At 65.5% G+C, this 24,821-nt stretch carries 29 protein-coding genes and 1 pseudogene; 13 read left to right on the top strand and 17 right to left on the bottom strand.

The window, feature by feature from the left end:
* Positions 1 to 369 precede the first annotated feature (369 nt).
* Both ABEI27_RS02660 and htpX read right to left on the bottom strand, forming a co-directional pair.
* On the bottom strand, positions 370 to 981 hold the full coding sequence (locus ABEI27_RS02660) for a PspA-associated protein PspAB (RefSeq protein ID WP_375797864.1): 612 nt from the start codon (positions 979 to 981) through the stop codon (positions 370 to 372).
* Positions 981 to 1,850 carry a zinc metalloprotease HtpX gene (htpX, locus tag ABEI27_RS02665; protein WP_375797865.1) on the bottom strand — a complete coding sequence of 290 codons (870 nt, stop codon included), beginning with the start codon at positions 1,848 to 1,850 and terminating at the stop codon, positions 981 to 983. Before htpX ends, ABEI27_RS02660 begins: the two co-directional genes overlap by 1 nt.
* Positions 1,851 to 1,961: 111 nt before the next feature.
* Here htpX and ABEI27_RS02670 point away from each other — a divergent pair, with 111 nt between their 5' ends.
* A complete protein-coding gene (locus tag ABEI27_RS02670) occupies positions 1,962 to 3,086 on the top strand; it encodes a 60S ribosomal export protein NMD3 (protein WP_375797866.1) in 1,125 nt (374 codons plus the stop codon).
* Between the two features lie 24 nt (positions 3,087 to 3,110).
* Here the strand turns inward: ABEI27_RS02670 and ABEI27_RS02675 are convergent, their stop codons facing one another.
* The 3 genes from ABEI27_RS02675 to ABEI27_RS02685 all read right to left on the bottom strand — a co-directional run bounded on the left by ABEI27_RS02675 (position 3,111) and on the right by ABEI27_RS02685 (position 5,994).
* The gene (locus ABEI27_RS02675; RefSeq protein WP_375797867.1) at positions 3,111 to 3,299 is read right to left on the bottom strand and encodes a UPF0175 family protein; all 189 of its coding nucleotides are present in this window, start codon (positions 3,297 to 3,299) and stop codon (positions 3,111 to 3,113) included.
* A 379-nt stretch (positions 3,300 to 3,678) separates the two neighbouring features.
* Positions 3,679 to 4,083 carry a sterol desaturase gene (locus ABEI27_RS02680; RefSeq protein WP_375797868.1) on the bottom strand — a complete coding sequence of 135 codons (405 nt, stop codon included), beginning with the start codon at positions 4,081 to 4,083 and terminating at the stop codon, positions 3,679 to 3,681.
* A 48-nt stretch (positions 4,084 to 4,131) separates the two neighbouring features.
* Positions 4,132 to 5,994: a helicase C-terminal domain-containing protein gene (locus ABEI27_RS02685; RefSeq protein ID WP_375797869.1), complete on the bottom strand. Its 1,863-nt coding sequence runs from the start codon at positions 5,992 to 5,994 to the stop codon at positions 4,132 to 4,134.
* Between the two features lie 160 nt (positions 5,995 to 6,154).
* Here ABEI27_RS02685 and ABEI27_RS02690 point away from each other — a divergent pair.
* A pseudogene (locus ABEI27_RS02690) lies at positions 6,155 to 6,235 on the top strand (hypothetical protein); the annotation flags it as partial.
* A gap of 252 nt (positions 6,236 to 6,487) precedes the next feature.
* Here the strand turns inward: ABEI27_RS02690 and ABEI27_RS02695 are convergent.
* A complete protein-coding gene (locus ABEI27_RS02695) occupies positions 6,488 to 6,691 on the bottom strand; it encodes a hypothetical protein (RefSeq protein ID WP_375797937.1) in 204 nt (67 codons plus the stop codon).
* A 102-nt stretch (positions 6,692 to 6,793) separates the two neighbouring features.
* Between ABEI27_RS02695 and ABEI27_RS02700 the strand changes: the two genes are divergently transcribed.
* Both ABEI27_RS02700 and ABEI27_RS02705 read left to right on the top strand, forming a co-directional pair.
* Positions 6,794 to 7,054 carry a hypothetical protein gene (locus ABEI27_RS02700; RefSeq protein WP_375797944.1) on the top strand — a complete coding sequence of 87 codons (261 nt, stop codon included), beginning with the start codon at positions 6,794 to 6,796 and terminating at the stop codon, positions 7,052 to 7,054.
* A gap of 6 nt (positions 7,055 to 7,060) precedes the next feature.
* Positions 7,061 to 7,942: a YkgJ family cysteine cluster protein gene (locus ABEI27_RS02705; protein ID WP_375797870.1), complete on the top strand. Its 882-nt coding sequence runs from the start codon at positions 7,061 to 7,063 to the stop codon at positions 7,940 to 7,942.
* Positions 7,943 to 8,059: 117 nt separating this feature from the next.
* On the opposite strand, the gene ABEI27_RS02710 is transcribed toward ABEI27_RS02705, so the two are convergent.
* From ABEI27_RS02710 to ABEI27_RS02730, 5 genes are all read right to left on the bottom strand, one after another.
* Complete coding sequence (locus ABEI27_RS02710) at positions 8,060 to 9,130, bottom strand: PhoU domain-containing protein (RefSeq protein WP_375797871.1); 1,071 nt, start codon at positions 9,128 to 9,130, stop codon at positions 8,060 to 8,062.
* Between the two features lie 15 nt (positions 9,131 to 9,145).
* Positions 9,146 to 9,592 (bottom strand): hypothetical protein, encoded by a 447-nt coding sequence (locus ABEI27_RS02715; protein WP_375797872.1) that lies wholly within the window; start codon positions 9,590 to 9,592, stop codon positions 9,146 to 9,148.
* 2 nt (positions 9,593 to 9,594) lie between these two features.
* On the bottom strand, positions 9,595 to 10,386 hold the full coding sequence (locus ABEI27_RS02720; protein ID WP_375797873.1) for an energy-coupling factor transporter transmembrane component T family protein: 792 nt from the start codon (positions 10,384 to 10,386) through the stop codon (positions 9,595 to 9,597).
* On the bottom strand, positions 10,383 to 12,185 hold the full coding sequence (locus ABEI27_RS02725; RefSeq protein WP_375797874.1) for an ABC transporter ATP-binding protein: 1,803 nt from the start codon (positions 12,183 to 12,185) through the stop codon (positions 10,383 to 10,385). Before ABEI27_RS02725 ends, ABEI27_RS02720 begins: the two co-directional genes overlap by 4 nt.
* Before the next feature lie 67 nt (positions 12,186 to 12,252).
* Positions 12,253 to 12,843 carry a hypothetical protein gene (locus ABEI27_RS02730; RefSeq protein WP_375797875.1) on the bottom strand — a complete coding sequence of 197 codons (591 nt, stop codon included), beginning with the start codon at positions 12,841 to 12,843 and terminating at the stop codon, positions 12,253 to 12,255.
* A gap of 204 nt (positions 12,844 to 13,047) precedes the next feature.
* Between ABEI27_RS02730 and ABEI27_RS02735 the strand changes: the two genes are divergently transcribed.
* From ABEI27_RS02735 to ABEI27_RS02745, 3 genes are all read left to right on the top strand, one after another.
* A complete protein-coding gene (locus tag ABEI27_RS02735; protein ID WP_375797876.1) occupies positions 13,048 to 13,185 on the top strand; it encodes a hypothetical protein in 138 nt (45 codons plus the stop codon).
* 239 nt (positions 13,186 to 13,424) lie between these two features.
* Positions 13,425 to 14,357, top strand: a complete 933-nt coding sequence (locus ABEI27_RS02740) for an NAD(P)H-binding protein (RefSeq protein ID WP_375797877.1) — start codon at positions 13,425 to 13,427, stop codon at positions 14,355 to 14,357.
* Between the two features lie 14 nt (positions 14,358 to 14,371).
* Positions 14,372 to 15,070 carry a hypothetical protein gene (locus ABEI27_RS02745; RefSeq protein WP_375797938.1) on the top strand — a complete coding sequence of 233 codons (699 nt, stop codon included), beginning with the start codon at positions 14,372 to 14,374 and terminating at the stop codon, positions 15,068 to 15,070.
* Positions 15,071 to 15,088: 18 nt separating this feature from the next.
* Here ABEI27_RS02745 and ABEI27_RS02750 read toward each other — a convergent pair whose 3' ends face one another.
* On the bottom strand, positions 15,089 to 15,259 hold the full coding sequence (locus ABEI27_RS02750) for a DUF5786 family protein (protein ID WP_375797878.1): 171 nt from the start codon (positions 15,257 to 15,259) through the stop codon (positions 15,089 to 15,091).
* 117 nt (positions 15,260 to 15,376) lie between these two features.
* Here ABEI27_RS02750 and ABEI27_RS02755 point away from each other — a divergent pair, with 117 nt between their 5' ends.
* Positions 15,377 to 16,366: a DUF5784 family protein gene (locus ABEI27_RS02755; RefSeq protein ID WP_375797879.1), complete on the top strand. Its 990-nt coding sequence runs from the start codon at positions 15,377 to 15,379 to the stop codon at positions 16,364 to 16,366.
* Between the two features lie 38 nt (positions 16,367 to 16,404).
* Here the strand turns inward: ABEI27_RS02755 and ABEI27_RS02760 are convergent, their stop codons facing one another.
* Positions 16,405 to 16,689, bottom strand: coding sequence for a DUF2795 domain-containing protein (locus tag ABEI27_RS02760; RefSeq protein ID WP_375797880.1), 285 nt, complete (start codon positions 16,687 to 16,689; stop codon positions 16,405 to 16,407).
* A gap of 157 nt (positions 16,690 to 16,846) precedes the next feature.
* Here ABEI27_RS02760 and ABEI27_RS02765 point away from each other — a divergent pair, with 157 nt between their 5' ends.
* Together ABEI27_RS02765 and ABEI27_RS02770 are read left to right on the top strand one after the other, a co-directional pair.
* Positions 16,847 to 17,677: a PHP domain-containing protein gene (locus ABEI27_RS02765; RefSeq protein ID WP_375797881.1), complete on the top strand. Its 831-nt coding sequence runs from the start codon at positions 16,847 to 16,849 to the stop codon at positions 17,675 to 17,677.
* Between the two features lie 65 nt (positions 17,678 to 17,742).
* Positions 17,743 to 17,907 (top strand): DUF6757 family protein, encoded by a 165-nt coding sequence (locus ABEI27_RS02770; RefSeq protein WP_175454563.1) that lies wholly within the window; start codon positions 17,743 to 17,745, stop codon positions 17,905 to 17,907.
* Positions 17,908 to 18,121: 214 nt separating this feature from the next.
* On the opposite strand, the gene thsA is transcribed toward ABEI27_RS02770, so the two are convergent.
* Positions 18,122 to 19,780 (bottom strand): thermosome subunit alpha, encoded by a 1,659-nt coding sequence (gene thsA, locus ABEI27_RS02775; RefSeq protein WP_375797939.1) that lies wholly within the window; start codon positions 19,778 to 19,780, stop codon positions 18,122 to 18,124.
* Between the two features lie 205 nt (positions 19,781 to 19,985).
* Here thsA and ABEI27_RS02780 point away from each other — a divergent pair, with 205 nt between their 5' ends.
* Positions 19,986 to 20,759, top strand: a complete 774-nt coding sequence (locus ABEI27_RS02780; protein WP_375797882.1) for a DICT sensory domain-containing protein — start codon at positions 19,986 to 19,988, stop codon at positions 20,757 to 20,759.
* A 17-nt stretch (positions 20,760 to 20,776) separates the two neighbouring features.
* Here the strand turns inward: ABEI27_RS02780 and ABEI27_RS02785 are convergent, their stop codons facing one another.
* From ABEI27_RS02785 to eif1A, 3 genes are all read right to left on the bottom strand, one after another.
* Positions 20,777 to 21,319 (bottom strand): pre-rRNA-processing protein PNO1, encoded by a 543-nt coding sequence (locus ABEI27_RS02785; protein WP_375797883.1) that lies wholly within the window; start codon positions 21,317 to 21,319, stop codon positions 20,777 to 20,779.
* Between the two features lie 62 nt (positions 21,320 to 21,381).
* Positions 21,382 to 22,314: a serine/threonine-protein kinase Rio1 gene (gene rio1, locus ABEI27_RS02790; protein ID WP_375797884.1), complete on the bottom strand. Its 933-nt coding sequence runs from the start codon at positions 22,312 to 22,314 to the stop codon at positions 21,382 to 21,384.
* Positions 22,315 to 22,357: 43 nt separating this feature from the next.
* Positions 22,358 to 22,648 (bottom strand): translation initiation factor eIF-1A, encoded by a 291-nt coding sequence (gene eif1A / locus ABEI27_RS02795; RefSeq protein ID WP_089765603.1) that lies wholly within the window; start codon positions 22,646 to 22,648, stop codon positions 22,358 to 22,360.
* A 133-nt stretch (positions 22,649 to 22,781) separates the two neighbouring features.
* On the opposite strand from eif1A, the gene ABEI27_RS02800 reads away from it, so the two are divergent.
* Both ABEI27_RS02800 and ABEI27_RS02805 read left to right on the top strand, forming a co-directional pair.
* Positions 22,782 to 24,089, top strand: coding sequence for an amidohydrolase (locus ABEI27_RS02800; RefSeq protein ID WP_375797885.1), 1,308 nt, complete (start codon positions 22,782 to 22,784; stop codon positions 24,087 to 24,089).
* Between the two features lie 3 nt (positions 24,090 to 24,092).
* Complete coding sequence (locus tag ABEI27_RS02805) at positions 24,093 to 24,689, top strand: DUF192 domain-containing protein (RefSeq protein WP_375797886.1); 597 nt, start codon at positions 24,093 to 24,095, stop codon at positions 24,687 to 24,689.
* Positions 24,690 to 24,821 lie beyond the last annotated feature (132 nt).

Raw genomic sequence — 24,821 nt, forward strand, 5'->3', positions numbered from 1 at the left:
GTCTCGCTCACGACGTTCGGCTCCGTCGCGGATCCGCGGAGCCTGACGTGTGGTGGATTAACTAGTGCGTCTTCGGGTGGAGTAACTCCGGGCCCCTCGCGAGAGGACCGAGAAACACCGGAACTGGAGGTACCGCTACCACACCCGGCAAGCGCAGTCAGGCCCAGCGCGGCCGCCACAGACGCGACGAGCCGACGTCTGGTTGCCCGCTGTGTGTTGGAGGGCATCGTTACGGTGTTCCTCGTCCACCGGTATATAGACCGCGAACGGTCAAGGGGCCATTTCAGCGTTCGACGAGCGCGCTACGGGTAGACAGGTGAGCGACTGCAGCGTTCATCCCAAGAGAGGACGCACGCGCGACCGCAGCACTCACTCCCAAGGGTGGCCGCCGCTGCGGTCGGGCCACATCGGGTACCAGTAGGACTCGTCGTCTTCGAGCGTTAGTTCGCCGTCGAGAACGGATTCGAGTTTGAACTCGAGTTGTTGGTTTCGATCCTTGCCCCGCTCGGGCGCGAAGGGATAGTACGCCCCGCGACGGAACGAGTAGATCCAGTACGCGCGGTCGCCGTCGCTCGGCCGCTCGAAGCCGAACACGGCCGCGAGCAGTCGGGAGCCGTAGCCCCGCTCGACGAACTCGTCGGCCGCGAAGTGGATCGACGTCACGAGATCCTCGGGGTCGTTGTCGCGGAGGACGACCCACTCCCAACCGTGGCTGTCCTCACGGACGTCGAACTCGGTCCCCGTCTCCTCTTCGCCGGCACGGAGGATGGCTTCGACTTCCCCGACGGTTTCCTCGAAGTCCGTGCTGTCGACGCCGGAGAAGCAGAGCGCCGCCGCGCCGATCGGGTTGAGGCCGAGGTCGGCCTCCATCGTAACGTAGGCGGTGCTCATCCCGAAGAGGTCCTCGGGGTCGGCATCACGCGTCGCGTCGGCTTCGGCGCTCGTGCCGATGACGGCCCGGATCGTATCGAGGAGTCCCATCAGCGAGTCTCCATCTCACGTTCGAGTTCGCGGAGGCGCTCGACGCGCGTTTCGGTGGCAGGGTGGGTGCTGAACAGCTTCCCGATGAAGTCGCTCTTCAGCGGGACGATGAAGAACGCGTTCATCTCCGACTGCTCGCGGAGGTCGTCGTCGGGTACGCGATCCATCCGGCCGTCAATCGAGAGCAGCGCCGACGCCAGCGCCGAGGGCTTGCCGGTAATGAGCGCACCGCCGCGGTCGGCGGCGAACTCGCGGTACCGCGAGAGCGCTCGGATCAGGAAGAACGAGATGATCCAGACGAGTAGCGAGGCGACGATAGCGACGATGATGCCGCCGCCGCCCTGGCGCTCGCGGCCGCCGCCGAACCAGAAGCCCATCCGGACGATCATAAACGCGACCGTCGAAAGGAACGACGCGATCGTCATCACCATAACGTCGCGGTTCTTCACGTGCGCGAGTTCGTGCGCGATGACTCCTTCAAGCTCGTCGCGATCGAGCGTCTGGAGAAGTCCCGTCGTCACGCAGACGGTTGCGTTCGTCTGCGAACGACCGGCGGCGAAGGCATTCGGAACCCGCGAGTCGGCGACGGCTACCGTCGGCTTCGGCAGGTCGGCCTGCTGGCTGAGCCGCGAGATCGTCGCGTGAAGTTCCGGATACTCCTCCTCTGTGACCTCCGATGCGCCCATACTGTACAGCGCAAGCTTGTCGCTGAAGAGGAACTGTGCGAGAACAAACACGCCCATCAGCGGGAGGAAGACGAACGAGTTCGTCCACCACAGCGCTCCCACGAACGCGATGTAGAGAGCGAAAAGGAGGAACATCGTCAGGACCATTCGGCTCCTGAGTCCCCAGTCTGCTTTCCATTCCATACTGGCCCTATGGTCTCGCGAGTATAAACGATGTTGCAGACGGGTCGCCAGTGGGGGGGTGCGTGCCGTCGCTTCGTCGCGCTTAACCGCCTCGGTCGTCTACTGAGATCGATGAGTTCGGGAGATTTCTGCCCGCGGTGTGGGGATCCGGTGCCGGCGCGCGAGGAACCGCTCCCCGGCGAACCCCGCGAGCGCGACGCCGTCCTCTGTGACGACTGTTACTTCGAGGATTTCGACCTCGTCGACGCCCCCGAGCGGATCGAGGTCCGCGTCTGCTCGCAGTGTGGGGCGGTCCACCAGGGCAACCGCTGGGTGGACGTCGGCGCGCGCGACTACACCGACGTCGCAGTCGAGCAGGTAACGGAGGCACTGGGGGTCCACCTGAAGGCGGAGGACGTCCGCTGGGGCGTCGAACCCGAACAGGTCGACGAGAACACCATCCGGATGCACTGCACTTTCGCCGGGGTCGTCCGCAACACCTACCGCGAGGAGCAGGTGACGGTGCCGGTCTTGATCTCCCGGCAGACCTGCGACCGCTGCGGGCGGATCGCCGGCGGCTACTACGCCAGCATCGTCCAGGTCCGCGCCGAGGATCGAACCCCGTCGGGCGAGGAGGAATCGCGCGCGGTGGAGATCGCCGAGGCGTACATCGCCGAGCGGGAAGCGACCGGCGACCGCAACGCCTTCATCTCCGAAATCGAGGAGAAAGACGACGGAACAGACATCAAGATATCGACGAATCAGATGGGGGCCGGGATCGCAAAGCGGATTATCCGCGAACTCGGCGGCGGCGTCGAAGAGTACCCGACGCTCGTGACCGAGGACAGCGACGGTAACGAGGTCTATCGGGTCACCTACGCCGTCCGTCTCCCGAAGTTCACGCCCGGCGACGTGATCGAACCAGCCGACGAGGACCCCGTGCTGGTCAGAAGCGTTCGCGGGAACCTGAAAGGCGTCTTACTCACGACGGGTGAACCCTACGAGGCGTCGTTCGAAGACGGCGAGACGCCCGACGCCCGGCGTCTCGGGACGGTCGAAGACGCCGAGAAGACGACTGTCGTCGCAATCGAAGACGAGTACGCGGTTCAGGTTCTCGACCCCGAGACCTACGAGTCGAAGACGATTGCGCGGCCGTCGTACGTCGACAGCGGGGCCGAAATGGTGCCCGTGCTTAAGAGTCGGGCAGGTCTGCACGTTCTCCCCGGCGACGCAGTCGAGACTGACGGGTCGACGTAGCGACGAAAGGGACCGACCGGGCGTTCAGTCGGCGTGCGTCGGTCGGTCGGCGGTTTCCGACCGAAATTGATTCTCACGAACCGTGATCCCGTGGCGCTCGAGCGCCGTTACGAACGCGTCCGGCGAGCGACCCGCGTGGGCCGCGGCCTGTGAGAGGGTCAGTGTGCCGTTCTGGTACAGGGTCATCGCCGTCTTCAGCCCGTGAGTATACATTGCGGTTCGACTACTAAAATGCGGTTAGAGGTGTTAAATATTCTGTGAGAAAGTGTATCATATACGTAGAGATATTCGACAGAAAATAATATATTAGTATTTTATTCTAATCCAATACCTTCCTATAAATATGTATTAATGTTCATTATGTATTCGTTTCGCAATTCTTGCGATTCCCGTGTACTTCCACAGTCCGCATCTGTCGCTCCGTCGCCGGCCAGCGAAAGAATTGAATCAGTGGGGTTGCTACCCTGAGTATGGATCGTCAGCAGATTCTCGCTATTATCCTCGTCGTTCTGATGATCGGATCGTCGGTCGCCTACGGGGCAGTACTACTGTTCTGAGACCGATCGAGCGTCTCGGATCCAGCGAGTAACAGTCAGTTGTCCCCCGCGTCCGGGATCGGATCGGTCGCCGACGGATCGAGTTCTGTCCGTTCGAAGACGGCGAGCGTCCCCGCCGTGCACGCGGTGAAGCCGACACCGAGCACGAGGAGGCCGAGCGCGAAGCGGAGTTCGTCCGTGACCGGCAGCATCGGCGCGACACCGAGGAGAGCCGCGAAGGTGAGCACGCCGACGGCGAGTCCCGTCCAGCGCTTGTCGACCCACTCCTCACCGGTGATGTACGTCGGATACCGGTGTCGAACGAAGAGGGTCACGCCGACGGTCCAGCACAGTCCGGTCGTAAACGCGACGCTAAAGCGACCGGTGAGGCGAGCGAGCCCGGCGGCGACGCCGATGCCGACGAGCAGCGACTCGAGTGCATCACGGGGGCGCTGCCGCATACGTCTGCCACCGTCGGGACGTAATTAACTGTTGCAGCTACGCCCCCACTATTTGTCGCCCCAAACGTCCGACAGCGGGTGGTCCGAGTCGCTGTCGTCGCCGTCGTCGCAGCCGGTGGATCGCCCTCCGGACGACCGAGTGGAACCGCCGGATCGTGACGTCGACCGGGTGGCCGTCGATCCCGCGTCGCCGCCCCTCCCGTTCGAGTCCCGGCCGTCGGAACGGCGCTCCCTCCCTCCAGAACGTCCCGCGTTCGTCCGGCCACTGGCCGCGCTCTGGTCGAACCCGGGGAGGTCCGGCGTGGAGAGTCGATCGACCTGGTCGCAGAACCACGGCGGCATCGCGTCGCGCGTCCGCTCGAACAGGTCGAGCAGCGACGAGTCGGCGAGGTACGTCGCGCCGTAGTCGTCGGGCGCGCGGACCACCCGCCCGCACGCCTGAATCACCGTCCGGAGGGCGGCGCGCCGGTACCACGACCACTGGCCCTTCTCCAGTCGGCGGGCGACGCGCGAGTCGTTGGTGTTGAGATACGGGGCCTTGCAGACGACCTGCCACCGACAGAGATCGCCCGAGAGGTCGAGCGCCTCCTCCATCTTCACCGAGAGGAAGACGTCGGGATCGTCGGTGGTCTTCCAGGATTCGAGCGTGGCGTCGCGGTCCTCGCGGTCGTGAGTACGGACGCGACCGCCGAGGCCGAACCGGGCGAGTCGCGTCCGGAGTTCGGACTGGATCGCGTAGGAGTGACAGTGGATCAGCCCTTTTTGCTCGGGGTGCTTCGCCATAATCCGGACGAGCGCGCGGGCGACCTTCGGCAGCGTCTCGTCACGTTCGTCGTAGGTCATCTTCCCCTGGGTCACGTCGTACAGCGGGCGGTTCTCGACCGGGAAGGTGTGCCCAACGTCGACCAGGGCGACGTTCGTGGGGTCCAGACCCACGCCGCGGCAGAACGCGGCCTTGTCGAGGATCGTCGCCGACAGCAGCGCGAACTTGTTACCGCGGTCCCAGACCGTGTGATGGAGGTATCTGGCCGGATCCAGCGGCTTGATCGTGAGTGCGCCGCCCTCGCCGTCCGGCTGGTCGACGACCCAGGTGGTCGGGCTCTCGGGGTTCCGGTAGTCCTCGACGAACCACTGTAATTCCGAGCGGAGTTCCTGGAGGCGGTCGCGGCGGGCAGCCTCCGCTGGCGTCAGTTCTGCCTGCCCGAAGAGTTCGTCCGTCGCACGCTCACAGACCCCTGTGAGCGTCTCAGCGAAGCGGACCGTTCGCTCCAGCGGGTCGCCGTTGGCGGCGACATCCGGGACGCCCACGTCGTCCCAGACAGGCACCGTCTGGGGGTTCAGATCGACCGTCGCGTACATCTCAGCCCACGCCGCGAGCCCGTGTGCCTCGTCGATCACCACCACGTCCCGCTTGCGGAACACGTCGGAGCCCGCGGTCTGCATAAAGTACGCCAGCGTCATCGCGGCGATCCGTCGGTTCGACGCGATCGCACGGTCGGAGAAGTACGGACACCGGTGGCGGACCGAGCAGTCGAACCCAGACTGCCGAGCGCACGGCGCGCGGTCGACCGGCGTGTCGGTCTCACCGTTCAGGATGCAGGTGTAGTTCGACTTCCCTCTGATGACGTTGAGGTCGTCGAGCAGCGGGTCCTCGGCGACGTCGTCGAGTTGGGAGACCTGCGGCGTCGTGTAGTAGGCGCCAGTCGCCTGGGCGGGCGTGACCTCGTCGGTGGTCGCGGCCGCGCCGGCCACAGAGCGCGCGAGGAGTGACTTGCCGCTCCCGGTCGGCGCGCGCACAAGGACGACGTCGTTTCCGGCCGAGAAGGCGTCGCGGATGTCCGCGAGCGCTTGTTCCTGTGCGCCGCGAAAACTCGGGGCCGGAAACGAGTCGGGGATCCGATCGGGGTCCACACCGATCCTGTGCCGTACTCGGATAAAAATCTTCAGACGCGAGCGGTTCTGACCGGTGCCCGGCAGGTAGTGTTCGTCTGTCGAGAAGCACGTACGCCGTTTGTCCATCGCTGCGTTCACCTCGCTAGTGGAGATGCCAGAGATGACCGTCTCTGAGGTAATGCGCGACGAAGTCGTGATAGCTTCCCCGGACGCGTCGGCTACCGACATCGCGTCGATGATGGGCGAGAACGGCGTCGGGAGCGTCGTCGTGGTCGAGGGCGAAGAGCCGGTCGGGATTGTGACTGACCGCGACGTCGCGGTCCGGGTCGCCGCGGACGGACTCGGTCCCGACGAGATGACGGCCGAGCGGCTAGTGAGTACGGACCTCGTGACGACCTCGCGGTGCTGCTGGCCGGCGAACTCGACAACCTCGCCGGCGTCATCGGTGCCGAAGCGCCACCCGACTGACCGGTGGGCCGCTGCCGACTCGGCGGCGACCCCCACCGCCGTTTCACAGCGACTCGACGTCCTCGGTCGTCACGTCTCGATCCTCCGGCAAGCGATCGATGCAGTCGAAACAGAGAAAGTACTCCCCGCCGTCGGCGAGTTCGAGCGTCATCCCGCCGGTGGTGTCGGTCTCGAACGACCAGAAGTCGCCGATGCCGCCGGCGATCCGGACGGACCGGCCGCAAGCCTCGCACGGTTCGCTCGTCATACTGGAACGAGGGCCCGGAGGGACAAACGTACTCCGGCGCCAACGTCGTCTGACGGGTTACCCCCACATTCTATTTCCCCGGGCGTTGATTTTTCACGTACGATGACAACTCCCGCCGAAGATGCGGTCACCAGCGGCGAGAACCGACACAGGGAGACACCGAGGAGGGAGGCCGTCTCGACCCCGGAGGGTGAAGGCGAGCGGCCCGTCGCAGAGACGTCGGTGGCGGCGACGCCGATCCGGGATGTCGTCGAACGCTCCGCCGAGGCGGACGTGATCGTGATGCGCGAGGGGACGGATTCGGTCGTGAGTGTGCTTCTCGGTGCCGACGCATCGGGCCCGACACACACTCCGGAGGGGTGAGCGCCGATGGAACTGAACTGCGAGGGCTGTGCGGGTTGTTGCCTCGATTGGCGATCGATCGCCGAAGCGCCGCTGGACCACGAGCATCGCGGCCCCGGCGAACCGCTCGACGACGTCTACAACTTCGTCCCGCTGACCCGCGATGAAGTCGCCCAGTTCGTCGAGCGGGGCCTCGGTGACGTCCTCAGGCCGCGACTCTGGCGCGTCGACGAGGACACGTTGGGGGTCGTCGTCGACGGCGTCCGCCTCGCGGCGATCGACGGCCGACCGGCGTTCTTCGTCGGACTCCGGAAGACCCCCAAGCCGGTGGCCCCCTTCGGGACCGAGGAACGCTGGCTCGACACCTGTGCCTTTCTCGACCCCGAGACGCTCCAGTGTCGGATTCACGGCGGGGATCTGTACCCCGACGAGTGCGCGACCTACCCCAGCCGAAACCTCGATCTCGACGTCGAAACGGAGTGCGAGCGCGTCGAACGCGAGTTCGGCGGCGACCGCCTCCTCAACGACGAACCTGAGGGAGACAACGGGCCGCTGCTCGGTCCACAGGCGATCGGTGCGAAGGTGTTCGCATACCCCCAGCCCGAAGAACTCTCCGGCATCGTCGCCCGGCTCTCGAACGACGGCCTCACCGCCACCGACCGGGCCGCGTTCGTCGGCGTCGCCGCGGGCTCCCGACCGGGCTCGCTCGCGGTCGACGAGGACCGCGCCGCGGCCGCCACCGCCGACGTCCTCGACGCCGACTCGTGGGTCGGCCGCGCGATCGAGGCGTGGGCCGACGCCGCGAGCGAGGTCGGAGCGCGCGCGTCCGATCCGCCGTCGGGCGACGACGTCGAGGTCGCCCGCGGCGCGCCGGAGACGCCCGGCTGGGACGCGCTCGACGAGTCCTGAACGCCGGGCTCGCGGGCGGAATGCGAGCACGGAGCCCAGACGCTGCTGACCGCTCCCGACGGAGGCGTCACCGACGCGGACGCTCACGGCCCGTGAGCGAGCAGATCGGGTCGGGAACTAGTCTTCGGCGGATGGGTTCGCATCCGGCCGGTCGAGGCGCCCCACCGTGTCTCCGCCCCAGTCCAGCGAGATCCCGTCTCCGCGCCGAATGGCCCGCTGTAACCCCAGCTCCGCGATGTTACCACCGTGTTCGGCGGTCCGCTGGATGCTGTAGAGGATCCGCGCGAGCCGATACTCGCCCGTCGCGTCCCTGAACAGGCGCCGGTCTAACTCCGCTATCTCTTCGCGGACTCGCGCCCGGCGCTGGAGCGCCCCGCGTACCCGCTCGGTCCCCACGTCGTCGACGATTCCACTCACTGCGTCTCCGACGATGTTCCGCGATCGCTCTGCGAGCCGCCGGAGCTCGGAGACGCGATCGCTCGCCGGAATCTGATCGGCCTCGCGAGCGATCCGACCGATGCGCTCTGCGTGGTCGGCGACGCGCTCTAGGTTTCGAGCCGTAGACCAGAGGTCGAACAGCTCCGGGCGCGTCGATCCGAGCGAGTCCACTTCGCTGAGTCGGGAGAGTGCCAGTACGAACGAGCGCTCGGTCAGCGCGAACAGCCGGTCCGCTTGATCGTCGCGATCGGCGAGGTCGTGGGTCGTCGTGTCGTCGGCCACAGCAGCCATCGCCTCCTCGTGCATCGACGTGGTGAGGAACGAGAGCTGTCGTACCAACTGCGGTACCGAAATCTCCTCGGAATCGAGGAGCACCCGGATCGATATCTCCCCGTCGGTCGCGCTGGTAACGGTCGCTCCCGACAGGACGCCAACCGCCTCGTTGGCGGCGGTTCGCTGCGAGCTATCGAATGCGTCCCGCGCCGTGAGCGTTATGTCGGTGTAGCCCGCGGTGTAGGCCGCCCACAGGGACTGTCGGACGCTGTCGGGATCGGCACCGCGGAGTTCGACCGTGACCTCTCCGGTCGGGTCCACCTCCCGGTCTCGCGTCTGCACGACGAGCACCCCATCGAGATGCGTATGAAGGTCGACGACGTCTCCCTGGCTGATGCCCTCTGCCTGTGCCCACTCCCGGGGCAGCGAGACGGTGAACGTCCCGCCGCTGACTTTCTGAATCTTCCGTGTTTCCATAGCGTCTCGTCGGTGCTATTTCGCTTTTACCTCGCTCTCGGGGAGGTACTTCGACTGTGCTGCCATATGCAACAACCCGAAGCCGACACCGGCAACGGCCATCGACCAGAAGTACGCGCCGTCACCGGAGCCGAACCGCGTGTGCGCGAAGTTCACCAGCAGTCCGACGACGATCACCGCGAGCAGCGACCACGTCGCCGACAGTATCAGTTGGTCTCGCGACGGGATCGGAAGGTCTCGGTAGTGGACGATCTTCCCGGCGGTGTTGAGGACGAACGCGACGGTGACGATCCCGGCGCCGCTCCACGCGAGTACCGACAGCTCGATCAGGTGTCCGACGGCGAGACACGCCAGGCCCCCGAACAGGAGCAACTGGCTCCGGCCCTCTGCCGTGCTCGGATCGATCATTCCAACCGAATCTTCGTCGGTCGAAGTCGTGACGGATTCAGTGTTGTCGGTCATACTCAGGGAGTGGGCGAGGGCAGGACGGGAACGGTGATGAGTCCGAAATTGGCGGCGAGGGTCCCGCCGAGGACGACCACTCCGGCTCCGAACAGGAGGGCGTCGCCGGCGTCGAACTGCAGTTCGTGACGGAGCTCGCGGTCCCTGTTCGAGAACGAGTACCCCCGCATCGTCAGCACTGACATCATCGTATTGGAGCGCTGGAGCACCGACATGAACATCGGTACCGCCAGACTCGGGGCGTTCAGCGCGAACTTGATCGGGTTCTTCGTCTCGATCGGGAGGCCCTTCACCTTCATGCCGTCTATGATGCGGAACAGGTCGCTGATCGTGATGTAGAACAGCAGCAGGACGTACTCGAGCGTGAAGCAGACGAGCTCCGGCACGCCCAGCCCGCGGAGCCCGTCGGTGATCTCGGTCAACTCCATCGTCGTGAACAGGCTCGCGCTGATCAACAGCGCGGCCTGCCAGGAGAGCGCGAGCTTCAGTCCGAAATCGAAGTTGCCGCCGAACGCGCTCCCGCCCGTCACCATCCGCTGTATGGCCGGGAACGCGAGTATCCCGAGGACGTTCGGGATCTGGAGGGCCAGGAGGGCACCGATCCAGAGCGGCGGGACTCTCGCAGCGACCGCCAACCCGAGGCCGACGACCACCATCGCCAGCATCCACTCCCAGGTCGGTGCGGCGTACAGGTACAGCAGCATCAACACGAACACGGCGAGCTTCGCCCGCGGATCGCGGCGGTGGAACCACGTGTCGACGTCGTTGTAAATGACCGGGACCCGCCGCTTCATTGCGACACCTCCAGCTTCGGGCCGAACGCCGCGATGAATTCGTCGGCGGTGAGCGCGTCGACGCCGACCCGCCGGGCGAGCTGGGCCGCCCTGGGCGGGCGCATGTAGTGACTCGCCAACCACTCCCAGTTGTCGGCGGCGAACACCTCGTGGGTCGGCCCCTGTACCGCCACGCTTCCCTCGTTGAGGACGGTGACCGTGTCGGCGATCTCGCAGACGAAGTCCATGTCGTGGTCGATGACGACGATCCCCTTCCCCTGACTGCGCAGTCGCTCGATCGCCCGCGTCACGTGCCTGCGGGCGGTCGCATCGACGCCCGCGACGGGTTCGTCGAGCACTAACACGTCCGGGTCCGGGGCGAGCGCGGTCGCCATCGTCACCTGTCGGCGCACGCCACGAGGCAGGAACATCGGATCCTCCCGGAGGATGTCCTCGGAGATGCCGACGATGTCGCACACCTCCGAGACTCGCTCCTCGATGAAGGCCTCATCGTAGCGCTCACGCTTCGAGAGGCCCAGCAGGCCCCTCCGTTCGTACCGACGCTTCTCGAGCGGGAAGCGGATCTCCTGCTCGACGGTCTGTTCGGACAGCTGCTCGTCCGGGTTCTGGAGCGCGATCCCGACCGATTCCGCGATCTCGCGTGCAGTCCGGCCGTCGGTGGATTCGCCGTTGACGTGCATACGGCCCTCGTCGGGCTCGAACAGCCCCACGAGCAGCTTGGTGAACGTGGTCTTTCCGGCGCCGTTGCCCCCGATAACCGCGTGTACCTCGCCCTCGCGAACGGAGAACGCGACGTCCTCTACGGCAACCGACTCCGAGGAGTACTGATACCACACGTCGTCCGCGCGGAGCAGCGGCTCCCCGAGTTCGGAGGCGGTCTCTCCCTCGACCGCGCCGTCGTGCTCCATCCCGTCCGTCCCGATGAGGGGCTCCCCGAAGCCCGCCGATTCGGCGGAAGCGCTCTCCGAACCACTATCGCTCTGGGGCAGATCGGAGTCGTGCGTCTCGAGGGCGGTGAGGAACTCTCCCGGGGTGAGAGGCGACCCGGAGAGGCCGATCTCACGAGCGATGCGAGTACACACGGGCGGGGCCACTCCGATCCCTTCGAGGAGGTCGATGTCCCGGAGGAGGTCGTCGGCGGGACCGAACGCGATCTGCTCGCCCCCCTCGAGGACGAGCAGCTGATCGGCGATCCCCACGAGCGCGTCGGGATCGTTCTCCGTCACGACCAGGGTCTTGTCGCCCTTGAGCGACGCGATGAGGTTCGCGACGTCGTCCCGGCCCTCGGGGTCGAGCATGTCCGTGGCCGTGTCGAAGATCATCACCTCGGGATCTGTCGCGAGGGCGGCGGCGATGGCGAGCCGCTGTTGTTGGCCGCCCGAGAGTTCCCACGTGAACTTCGTCTCCTCGACGTCGCCCAGCCGGACGTCGTCGAGCAGGCCGCGCGCGCGCTCGATCGCCGCCGACCGGGAGACCCCGCGGTTCACCAGCGGCGCGATCACCTCGTCGATGACGTGGACCTGCGTGAGCTGTGCGGAGTAGTCTTCGAACACCATCGCGACCGTGTTGTCCGTCGCCTCGCGGGGATCCCGGCCGGCGACGGTGAGGGATCCCTCGGTGCTCCCGCCGGTGTTTTGCGGCGCAAAACTCGCGAGCGCCATCGCGAGCGTCGTCTTGCCTCCCTCGACCGGCCCGACGACGCCCAGGACCTCGCCATCGTCGATCTCGAAGGAGAGATCTGTCAGCGCCGGCTCGTCGCGGGTCGGATACGCGAACGTGAACGCCTCAGCTCGGATCATCGTCCCTCGCACTGTCTGTCTGGTTCGTGGGCATACGGTGTATGAATGAAAGACGGGGGGACCGCGGTTACTCGGACTGCTGTGCCGCCGGCGCGAGCACCCGTTCCATCCGGCCCTGGAGCGCGCTGACGACCGGAATCAGGGGAATCGCGCCGAGGATGACCCCGTGCGTGAGGGTGTTGCCGGCGAGTGACGTCAGGTACACCGAGAGGGCGTCACCGGAGATGAGGACCAGGCTCAGCCCCTCGATGGCGAACTGGATGAACCCGCCGAGCACCGCGCCGATGGCGAGCTTGACCGTGTCGCTCGGGTCCTTCATAAAGTAGCCGGCGATGGTGAACCCGACGATGTAGCCCGCCCAGCCGAACGGCTCGTCCGGTTCGAGGCCCTCGAAGAAGTCGAGGATGCCCTCCGCCATCGTCGCGCCGACGGCCGCGGTGATGGTCGGCGTGCCCCACGGCACGAACACGATGACCGTGTACACGACGAAGAACGCCTTCCAGTCGATGTCCGGCGGAATCTCTCCGAGGCCCTCACCGATTGCCAGTGCCCCTGCGAACAGTACGGCTGTGAGCCCCGCGATCACCACGAGGTTCGTCAGATCGACGTCGGTCGTGAAGGAGGACGACTTCCCCCTTTCTGCGGTTTCCTGCGACATCACGCCCAACTCTCGGGCGGTATGAAAAGAAGACTGCTATGAGGCGTATGTTTGGCTGGATATCGGGCATAATCGGAACTACTCGAACATACCTTTGTGTTGTAATATAGGGCGATATATACTCTACATACCGAACCGACGGTGCCCGCCTCGGGTCCGACTGCCGGCGATGCGTTCTTTACATAGTGGTGTATAGCCATATATATGATACCCGAATTCGTCGTTTCCGCGATCCTCGCCGTCCTCGTCTTCGGCGGCCTCGCGTTCCACGATGCGATCGCCGACCGCGTTGCAGCCGTCTCCGTGGGCCCCGACGTGGTCGAACCCGACGATCTGGACTGACGGCGATCGCCGTGGTCCCTCGCCGGTGAACCCCGCGAACGGGACGTCGCCGGAGTTACCACAACCGTCGCGGCTGTCCGCCGCGTCTCGGGGTCGGAGCCCCGCGTTCCGCGTCCGACCCGACACGTCGTCGTTCGACGCCCGAGCGCCCGGAGACGTCGAGGCGGCGCTCCGAACCGCGCTCGGGTCCGGTGCTCCCCGGCGAGAACCGTTAACAGCCTCGGGACCTTTCGGCCGCTATGGACGTTCTCGTAACGGGTGCGACGGGCTTTGTCGGCAGCCGTCTTGTCCCCGCGCTCCTCAATGCCGGCCACGACGTGACGACGCTCGTCCGCGACGCCAGCGGTTACGACGCGCCCGACGACGTTCGCGTCGTCGAGGGCGATCTGTTAGAGCCGGGTAGTTTCGACGCCGCACTGAACGTCGAAGCAGCGTACTATCTGGTTCACTCGATGCGTTCGGGAGCCGACTTCGAGGAGCGGGATCGGCGGGCCGCGGAGAACTTCTCGGAGGCGGCCGCCGAGCACGGCGTCGAACGCGTCGTCTACCTCGGTGGTCTCGGCGAGGAGCGCGACAGACTCTCAGAGCACCTCCGCTCGCGCCGCGAGGTCGAGTCGATCCTGGAAGCGGGGGCCTACGACCTCACGACGCTCCGGGCGGCCATCCTGATTGGATCGGGATCGGCCAGTTTCGAGATGATCCGGCAACTGTCCTCGCGGCTGCCGGTGATGGTGACGCCCCGCTGGGTCGACACCAAGTGTCAGCCCATCTTCGTCGACGACGCCATCGAGTATCTCGTCGGCGTCCTCTCGGTTCCCGAGACGGCGGGCGAGACCTACGAGATCGGCGGCCCTGACGTACTGACGTACCGGGAGATCCTGCTTCAGGTGGGGGCTAAACGCGGCCGACGCCCGAGCGTCGTGCCCGTACCGGTGCTCTCGACGCGGCTCTCATCGCTGTGGGTCGGCTTCGTCACCGACGTGCCGACGTCCGTCGCACGTCCATTGATCGACGGACTCCGGAACCCTGTCGTCGTCCGCGACGACCGCATCGAATCGATTATCCACGTCGAGCTGACTCCGTTCGACGAGGCCGTCGATATGGCGCTCGCCGGTGACGGCGGATCGCCGCGCTCGGGTGAATCATCGACGGCCCGGGCGGGCGGTCGCTGATGGCCCGCTCGAACATCAAAGGATCCGAACCGTACGGCGAGACGTGGGTGTATGAGAGCATCGTCGGCGCGATTCCCGGCCTCCATCTCTCGAATCTCCAGGCGATTGCGATTCAACTGGCCATCTTTCAGACCGGCATCGTTGTCCTCGCGCTGGTGTACGGCCTCTGGGACGCCGTCCTTCCCGGTACAGTTGCCGTCCTCGTCGCCGCGGTCGGCAGCGGCGTGATGCGACAGTTCGGTCGCCGGACCCGCGAACTCGACCTCCCGGAACCCTACCGGCGACTGCTCTTCGGTTCAAGCATCGAGGTCGTTCTGGGCATCCTCGCGTTCGTCGCGCTGGTGACGCATCTGTTTATTTTCGATCCACGGGTCTCCAACCAGACGCTCCTGACGGGGCTTTTCGGGCCCAATCCACCGGTGCCTGCGGTGTTTCTGACGCTGTTGATCCTCTGGGATCTCTGCTATCGGATCGGCACGTCGTGGTGGGGGGCGGTTGTAGCGTTCTGGAGGTCCTGGCGCTATTCGTTCAACCCAGAGACGGCGAGTCGCCTCCGCCGACTCGACGCATTGAACGTCGGATTCGGTCTGATGCAACTCGTGATGGTGCCGTTTCTCCTCGACCGGCCGGTGCTTCTCGTCGCCGTTGGCGGCCACGTCGTCGCGGTCACCGTCGTCTCGCTGGCGGCGATGGCCACACTCCGGATTCGCTGAGAGCCGCGTCGGTCGCCGTCAGTCCTTGACTTCCTGGAACTGGTCGAGGAGCGCCTCCGTCGACTCGCCGATGTCGTACTCTACGGAACCCCGATAGACCGTTCGATCGTCGTCGAAATCCGTATCGACGGCACCGTTTTTCCGCTCGCGACGCTCGTGTTCGTCATCGTCGTATGCGCCCATCGACATAGTACACGTTACCGTGAGAGTGTAACCCACATATAAGTATCGCCGAATAGCCCCTCGCAGGGCGGTGATTCGGTCGCGGAGGCGACAGTATAAACCGATCCGTCCGCTAGCATCGGCGTGGCACGTCCCCTACGTTTCAGATACGCGCCCGGTCGCTGGACCGAAAACCGGGTGGTCGGCCAGATCTACCGGGACCTCGACCGGAATCTGGGTGCGACTCGTCTCGATCCGTGGTTCCGGTCGCCGGAAGGGTACACCGGCGAACGCTTCGAGATGGACAACGGCGATGTTGCGCTGTTCCTGTGGAACGACGACGAGGCTTACTGGCTCGGCAACACCGAAACGCCCGAGGCGCTCTGGCGGACCGACAAGTACAGTTTCGAATACGTCCCTGATGCGGTCTCGCGGTGGGCGACCAGAGAACTCACCGCGCAACTCCACGAGGAGAGCCCGTGGCTCGAACCGTACCCGCACCTCTCGTGGTTCTTTCTGCCCGTGTTCCTCTCGAAGGACGGCCGCGAGACGACCCGCGACTTCTTCGACGAACACGCGGCGGGCTTTCCCGACACGACCCGCGACGAGGCGCTTGAGTTCTACGAATCGTTCCTGCGGACCCGGGCACTCGACGACTGGCGGGAGGTGATGGCCGGAAAACTCGGCACGTCGGAGTACCTCGATCTTACCCGGATGACCGCGGCGATGGGCGAGTTCAACGTCGGCCACCTGCTCGTCGAAGCGGGCTACGAGATCGAACCCGAGATCGACGTCTCGACCGGGCACGCCATCGACTACCGTGCGGGAGCGAACGGCGACGGCGTACTGGTCGAGGTCACGCGGCCCACGCCGACAGTCGATCGCCGCGCAGGGACGCCGATCGCCGCCGTCCGGGACACCGCCGAGACGAAGTCCGACGGTCAGTTGGAGGAGCACGGTGGCGGCGTCGTCCTCTTCGTGGACTGCTCATCGTTCCCCGACGACGAGTGGCAGTCGATTATCGCCGAACAGCCCGAGGTGCACCACCGCCCGGCCGCGGTCTTCCGACTCAGACCGTCCGGGCGGACCGAGGGCTACACGAAGGGGTCGGTGCCGCTCGACCTACCGTTCTGATCTACGTCAAAAAATCGGGTTGTGGTCTCAGCGCAGTCTCAGAAAGAGACCTGCTGAGGTCCTTCCTCGCCGGTCGCGTAGGCGTCGCGGTCGCTATAGTACCGTCGACCGATGGCCTCGTGACCGAGACCGCAGTGGAGCGCGGACCGGGCGTCTTTCGAGTCGGTGTACGTCTCAGACCCCGCACGAGCGAGTACGTCTCCGAGGCGTGCGGACCCGTTGGGGAGTTCGATAACCTGATCGCCGTACGCCTCTATGAGTTCCTCAGTTGTAGCTGGGAACTCGTGTGCGTCAATGAGTTCGCCAGTGCGGTTCAGTCGCATCACAGTCAGTGCCATTGTCTGGAGATTCTTAATGGTTTTCTGTTATGGTATTTGAGGAAGATTAAGACGTAGTGCATCCTTATACTGCATTTTATTTCACTAATATGTACTTTACCGCCACACAAGGAATAATACGGTCTAGCGGCGACTCACAGTCGTGAGCGCTGACCGAGACGACGCCCCGAACGGCCCCGCGCCGGCGGCGGATCTCCACGTGCACACGACCGCCTCGGATGGCGTCCTGACGGTTCCCGAACTGCCGGCAGCGGCACGGGCCGGCGGCGTCGACGTCGTCGCCGTCACCGATCACGACCGGATCCACCCCGAACTCGACGCGCCCGTGACGACCCACGACGGCGTGAGCGTGATTCGGGGAATCGAACTCCGCGTCGAGAGCGACGAGCAACGGCTGGACCTGCTCGGCTACGGCGTCGAGGCGGCCGACGAACTCCAGTCGGTCACCGAGCGAATCCAGGCGGACCGGAAGCGCCGCGGCGCGGCGATGGTCCGCCAGGTGGAAGACCGACTCGACATCGAACTCGACGTAGAACTGCGTGAGGGGTTCGGTCGACCGACCGTCGCCCGCGCCATAGACGAGAGCGAGGCTCCCTACGACTACAACGGGGCGTTCGAACACCTGATCGGCGACGACGGCCCGTGCTACGTCCAGCGATACGTCCCGACGTTCGACGAGGGCGTCGAAGTACTCCGCGACTCGTGCGCGCTCGTCGGCCTGGCGCATCCGTTCAGATACCCCGAGCCCGAGCGGGCCCTCGACCACGCCCGTGATCTCGATGCAGTCGAGCGGTATTATCCGTACAGTGGGGCGAGTGCAGAGCGCGAGGAGACGGCGCTCGTCAACGAGGTTGCGGCCGAAGCTGGGCTCCTCCGCACGGGCGGATCGGACGCGCACAATCGCACACTCGGGGTCGACGGACCGCCGGAATCGGATTTCGCGGGGGTCGCCGAGAGACTGCCGGATCAGTGACGATGTTCTCGGCACCGATAGCTGGGAGCACAGAGTTAAATCCCATCGAGCACCTAGCATCGAGTATGAAGTGCCACTACTGCGACCGGGACGCCGCGTACGCAGCGGAGAAGGACGGGATCAAGGTCGGGCTGTGTGAGCGGCACTTCCGGACGCAGGTCGAGGCGCTCGCGGACTCCGAGGAACTGGCCGCCATCCGCGAGCAGATTGACATCGATCGAACCGAGTGAGCCGTGGTCGCCGACGACCCCCAGGGTCGCGCGCCACTGACTGACTGTCTCCGCTCTGGACCTGCCGTCGCGTGTTGCCGACTTCGCGATCGACGCCACTGAGCGACAGCGCCGGCGCTGTCCGGTTTCGCGTCGAAAAAATCGGATCGGAACGTTCGGTGAGCGGTGCTGCGCTGCGGTCGGTGGGGAGTTGGTGTGGCGTCTGAAGCCGCGCTTACATTGCGCCGCCCATACCGCCCATACCGCCCATACCGCCCATACCGCCGCCGGGGCCGCCGGCTCCAGGCGCACCGCCCTCGTCGCCGCCGTCGTCGCTGCTGCCGCCCTTGAGGTCGCCAGCAGCGATGACGTCGTCGATGCGGAGGATCATCACGGCCGCCTCGGTGGCGGACTCGATGGCCTGCGTCTTCACGCGGAGGGGTTCGACGACACCGTCGTCTTCCATATTGACGATGTCACCGGTGTAGGCGTCGAGACCGGCACCGAAGTCGCCGTCGGAGTGCTCCTTGCGGAGGTTGACGAGCGACTCGATGGGGTCGAGACCGGCGTTCTCCGCGAGGGTGCGCGGGATGACGTCGAGCGCCTCGGTGAACGCTTCGATTGCGAGCTGTTCGCGGCCGCCGACGGAGCTGGCGAACTCGCCGAGTTCCATCGACAGTTCGGTCTCGCTGGCGCCGCCGCCGGGCAGGACCTGACCGTCTTCGAGCGTCGTCTTGACGACGCCGAGCGAGTCCTCGATGGCGCGCTCGAGTTCGTCGACGACGTGCTCGGTGCCGCCGCGGAGGATGAGCGTGACGGACTTCGCGTCCTCGACGTCCTCGACGAAGATGCGCTCGTCGCCGCCGATGTCCTTCTGGGCGACGGAGCCGGCGAAGCCGAGGTCGTCGGCCTCGATGTCGTCGAGCGAGCCGACGACGTTGCCGCCGGTCGCGCGGGCGAGCCGGTTCAGGTCGGAGGACTTCGCGCGGCGAACCGCCAGAATGCCCTCCTTCGCGAGGTAGTGCTGGGCCATATCGTCGATGCCGTCACCGACGAAGACGACGTCGGTGCCGACGTCGACGAGCTGGTCGACCATCTCTTTGAGCTGCTCTTCTTCCTGGTCGAGGAACTGCTGAAGCTGGTCGGGATCGGTGACGTTGACTTCGGCGTCGATCTCGGTTTCGCGGACTTCCAGCGCGCCGTCGAACAGCGCGACGTTGGCGTCCTCGACGCCGAAGGGCATATTCTCGTGGACGCGCTCTTTGTCCACGATGACGCCCTCGACGAGTTCGGAGTTGTCGATCGAGCCGCCGACGACCGTCTCGACGGAGACGTTGTCGGTGTCGATGCTGTCCTCGTCGGCGACCGCGAGCACGGCGTCGACGACGAGTTCGGCGAGGAGGTCCTTCGAGGACTCGGCGCCCTTGCCGGTCATCGCCGTCTCGGCGATCTTGACTAGCGTGTCGTGGTCCTCTTCGGAGACCTCGATGGCGTTCTCGTCGAGGATTTCCTTGGCTTTCTCTGCAGCCTGGCGGTAGCCCTGTGCGATGGTGGTGGCGTGGACGTCCTGCTCGATGAGTTCCTCGGCCTGATCGAGGAGTTCACCGGCTACGACGACAGCGGTCGTCGTTCCGTCGCCGACCTCGTCTTCCTGGGTCTCGGCGACTTCGACGATCATATTCGCTGCCGGGTGGTCGATGTCCATCTCTTTAAGAATGGTTACGCCGTCGTTCGTGACGACGACAGACCCGCCGGAGTCGACGAGCATCTTGTCCATTCCTTTCGGACCGAGCGTGGTCCGAACGGATTCGGCGACGGCTTTGCCGGCCGAGATGTTCATCGACTGCGCGTCTTTGCCCTGTGTACGCTGGGAGTCCTCGCCCAGAATGATCATAGGCTGGCCCTGCTGCATTCGCTGACTCATATACACCGAAGGATTGTTTGTGATTCTATATAAAAGTATCGCTATGGGTGGCCAGATACCCGCTCACGGCCACAAAATGTGTGTCAACTTCTCTCACATCGAGGCCATTTATATGTTATATGGGGTTCGGTATCGGTGCAAAGCGCTAATGCGTAAAGTGTGCATAGACCTGATGATGGCACTCCGGGAGTTCGTTGAGGAGTTTACCGCCGGAGAGCAACAGGTTTCTCTATCAATTGTGAACAGCGATCAGCCCCCGATGGTGGAGGAGATGCTCGACTCGCTGTTCACTGAGCAGCCAATCTCCGTCTCGGAAGCGACTCGAGTTCTCTCCGACGCCGACGTCGTTCAACTCCGACGTGACGGAAGCATCGTCGCAGAGTCGTCGTTCACCGACGTTCGGAACTCGGTTCTGGCGGTCAACTCCGACATCTATGTCACCGGCGCTCGCCCGCTCGAAGAGGTCCGGACGCCCGAAGTCATTCAGAACCTCGAGGGGACGCCGTTCCACGTGCGCGGCTATCCCGCGGGGACGAAAGGCAAACTCCTGCTCATCGAAATTTCCCGGTACATCGAGTCACTGGCGCTCCAGCACGGGCGTGGTGAACTCCACACCGGGTTCCAGCGGCTCTCGCGGATCGTCGACGAGCGGGGCACCGAGCGCGCGTACGAGCGCCTGACCGACACTGACCTCGACATCCACGTGTACGGGACCGGCGATCCGGATCGAGTACGGCCACAGGCACTGACCGCCCACAGCGAGAACGCTCCGGAGATCAAAAACGGGTGGTTCGTGGTCTTCACGCCCCCACCCGAGGCCGACGTCGAGGGCGCGGCGCTCGTGGCGGTCACCGACGATAACGACGAGTGGAACGGCGTCTGGCGGATCGGAACCGAATTCGCCGAGCGGGTTCGGACGCATCTGACAGAGCGATACGGCTCGGCCTGAATCCGCGCCCGGAGAAGTCAGCCCGATTGCCGAACGTCGAAGCCGCGGGTGAGTTCGTTGTGCTTCCGTTCGAGGAACGAGTAGACCGCACCGTGTGGGGCCCCATCGAGGATCATCCCCACCGCGCGACGGACCGCATCGACCTCCTCGGGCTGGCCGATTACACCGAGCGTCGTTCCCTTGATGACGACCTCCGCGCCGGTGAGTTCTTCCATCAACTCTCGGGTTCGGCCGTCTTCGCCGATGAGTCGACCCTTCTGTCGCTGGAGATCGTTCTTGTTTCTGGTGTGCGATTCGAGGTCGACGAGTTCGAACGTCCGGAGCTCGTCGTCCAGCAGAGAGAGCGCGGATTCGGGCGTGAAGCCCCGACCGATCGCCCGCACCACGTCCGGGGCGAGCATCCCCGACACGGGGTCGCCGACGTCGTCGATCGCAACCGATCCGCTCTCGGAGTCGATATCGAGTCGCACCTCCGCGCGACGTTCGATCTCCCGCATCGTCTCGCCGCCCTCGCCGATGAGAACGCCGATCCGATCCTGCGGTACCTTCACGTGTTTCATACGCTCCGCTACCCGGCGAAGCGGTTTAAGCGTTCCCTCGCGGGATCACGAGCAGTACGGGCCTACGTGTCCGAGTCGCCCGTCGGGTCCGGCCCGTCCGGCCCGTCTGGCGTGCCGCCGGGGTCGGGTTCGACCTCGGTGACGAACTCGTGGAGGTCCCGCCAGTCCCGTTCGAGGCCCTGCCGGCCGAAGAATCCAGCCACGTTCCGGCAGTCCCGCCGGAGGAACTCCTCGGCGTTGGGGTGGTGGACCGTCACCGCCTGGCCGAGGTCGATCACGACGAGTTCGCCGTTGTGGATGATCATATTGTACTCCGAGAGGTCGCCGTGGACTAAGCCCGCCGCGTAGAGTCGGCGCATATACTCGCGGACGACCTCGTAGGCCGTCTGAGGGTTTTCGACGTCGACTTCAACCAGGCGGCGTGCCCGTTCTTCGACGAGGCCGACGAGTTCCATCACCAGAACGTTCCGCTCGACGGCGATGGGTTCCGGCACTCGTACCCCCGCCTGTCGGGCCCGCATAAGATTCGCGTACTCCTTTTGCGTCCACGCCAGCACGACCTGTTTCTTGTCGCTACCGAGACCCTCGAATCGCGGGTCGCCTTCGAGGTACTCCCGCATCTGCCGGAAGTTCGAGGCGTTGATCCGGTAGATTTTGATGGCGACGTCCCGGTCGTGCCCGTCTTCGTTCCCGAGCGCCTCGTAGACGTTCGCCTCCTTGCCGGTCGATATCGGCCCGCCGAAGGCGTCGACGTGGCCGTCCTGGACGAGTTTGTAGATCGCCGCGAACGTGGCGTCGTCGAAGACCGACTGCTCGACTTTGAACTGGTCGGCGTCTTTCAACCGCTCGCGAAACTGGCTGAACTCTCGGTCTCGCTGCCGGGCGATCCGGTCGGCTTCGGTGTCGGTGACGTCGATCTCTTCCCACTCGTCGCCGGGGCCTGCCGCTTCTTCGGGTTCGAGAAACCCGAACTCCTCGGGGTCAGAATCAGTCATCGACGCAGCCTCGGTCGGCGAACGGTGCGCCCGCGAACTCGGTTCACTGGATGTGTCCTTCCTCGCGGAGTTGATCGGCCTCTGATTTTTCGTACCGCCAGACGACGTCGGCCTTTTCATCCTGCCAATCCCACGGTTCCACGAGGACGACGTCGTCCTCGCGGATCCAGATCCGCTTTTGCATCCGGCCGGGGATACGCGCGGTCCGTTCGACGCCGTCGGCACACCGGACCTTCACGCGGTTCGCTCCGAGCATATTGGTGACGACGGCGAATACCTCGTCGTCGTCGGGCATCCGGAGGTCACGTCGCCCCCCATTCTCGTCGTCGCTCATACGCGGGCGTTCGTCACGGCCCGGTTTAAGTTCTGCGAGAAACGCTGTGAACGGCGTTCTGACGTGCGGCGGTGACGTGCCAACGCTCGTGGACAGACAACACTCTCATACCCCCGCCGTCAGTACGGCGCGTATGGCTACGAACACGCTTCTCGTCGCCGACGGTCGGGTCCTCACCCCAAGGGTCGACGTCGTCGACGCGGACGTGCTGCTCGACCGCGATGCAGGAACCATTCTCGCGGTCGGCAAGGACGTTGCGACAGGCGCCGACCCCGACGCCAGGCTCGACGCGTCGGGTGGCCTGGTGATCCCCGGACTCGTCAACGCGCATACGCACGTCGCGATGACGCTGCTGCGGGGCTACGCCGACGACAAACCGCTCGACGCGTGGCTCCAAGAGGACATCTGGCCGGCCGAGGCCGAACTCACCGCGGCAGACGTCCGGGCCGGTGCCGAGTTGGGCATCGTCGAGATGATCCGCTCGGGAACGACGGCGTTCGGCGATATGTACTTCCACGTCCCCGAGGTCGTCGAGGCCATCGAGGCTGCGGGCTTGCGCGCGCGAGTCGGTCACGGCGTCGTCACTGTCGGTAAGGACGAAGCGGCGGCCCGCGCCGACGTTCGAGAGAGCATCGAGGTCGCTCTGGAGTACGACGGCGCGGCCGACGGCCGGGTGCGGACGGCCGTGATGCCGCACTCGCTCACCACCGTCAGGGAGTCGCTCCTCCGGGAGGCCGTCGACGGCGCGCGCGACGCCGGCGTGCCGATACACACACACGCCAACGAAACGCGAGACGAAGTCGACCCGATCGTCGACGAGCGAGGCGAGCGACCAGTGGAGTACGCCGACGACGTCGGCCTCCTCGCGGAGTCGACGTTCCTCGCACACGGCGTTCACCTTGATGAGCGCGAGATCGACCTCCTCGCGGCGCGCGACACCACGGTCGTCCACTGCCCCGCGTCGAATATGAAACTCGCCTCCGGGATCGCCCCGGTACAGCGACTCCACGACGCGGGCGTGACGGTCGCACTCGGCACCGACGGGGCCGCCTCGAACAACGACCTGGATCTCTTCGACGAACTCCGCGACGCCGCGATGCTCGGGAAACTCGGTGCCGACGACGCCGCGGCGGTTCCGGCAGCGGCGGCGGTCCGGATGGCGACCAGCGGCGGCGCGGACGCGCTTTCGCTCCCGGGCGGTCGGATCGAGGCCGGCGCGGCCGCCGACCTCGCCGTCGTGGACCTCGACGCGCCGCACCTCGCACCGGCGCACGACCTCGTGAGCCACCTCGCGTACGCGGTCCGAGGGTCTGACGTTCGCCACACTGTCTGTGACGGCCGCGTTCTGATGCGGGATCGAGAGGTACTGACGCTCGATACGGAGCGCGTCGTCGAGACGGCACGGAAGCGCGCAGTCGATCTCGCCGCCCGGACGGAGTGAACAATGGATCGGCGCACGTATCTCGGGCTGGTCGGGGCCATTGCCGGGCTCTCCGGCTGTCTAAGCGATACGTTCGGTGGCGACACCGACTCCGGGAGCGGGACCGTGCCGCCGACCGACGCGGCCGCGACGTCTGCCACGAGGACGACGACAGACGCGGCCGCCACGGCGTCAGCGACGCCCACCGGAACCCCAATTCACCCGGAGTACGAGACCACCGAGGTTCGGATCCAGACCCCCGACGGTGAACGGCTCGGATCGGTCACGGCAGCGATCGCCGACACCGGGGCGCTGCGCTACCGCGGACTCAGCGACACCGAGTTCCTCCCGGAAGATCGCGGGATGCTCTTCGTCTACGAGAACGTCGGCGATCATACGTACGTGATGCGGGGGATGGACTTCGGGATCGACATCGTCTACGCCGACGCCGACGGCACGATCACCCGAATTCACCACGCGCCCGAACCGGGCCCCGACGAGAACGGCGAAGCGCAGCGCTACCCGGGACGCGGCCAGTACGTGCTCGAGGTCGGGTACCGCTGGACGACCGAGCGCGGGATAACCGAGGGGGGCCGACTGGTGTTCACGCTTCCCGAGTGAAGCCGGACACCCCGGTACCTGTCGTGGGCATCGACCGATTACCACAGTGCCCGTCTTGAATACCGACCGGTCACTTCGGCATCCGTCTCGGGCGTCGATCGGGCACCCAAGCACCCGTCTTGCGCACCGACC

Origin of the sequence: Halobellus sp. (genome assembly GCF_042218505.1) — an archaeon.
Taxonomy (GTDB): domain Archaea; phylum Halobacteriota; class Halobacteria; order Halobacteriales; family Haloferacaceae; genus Haloquadratum.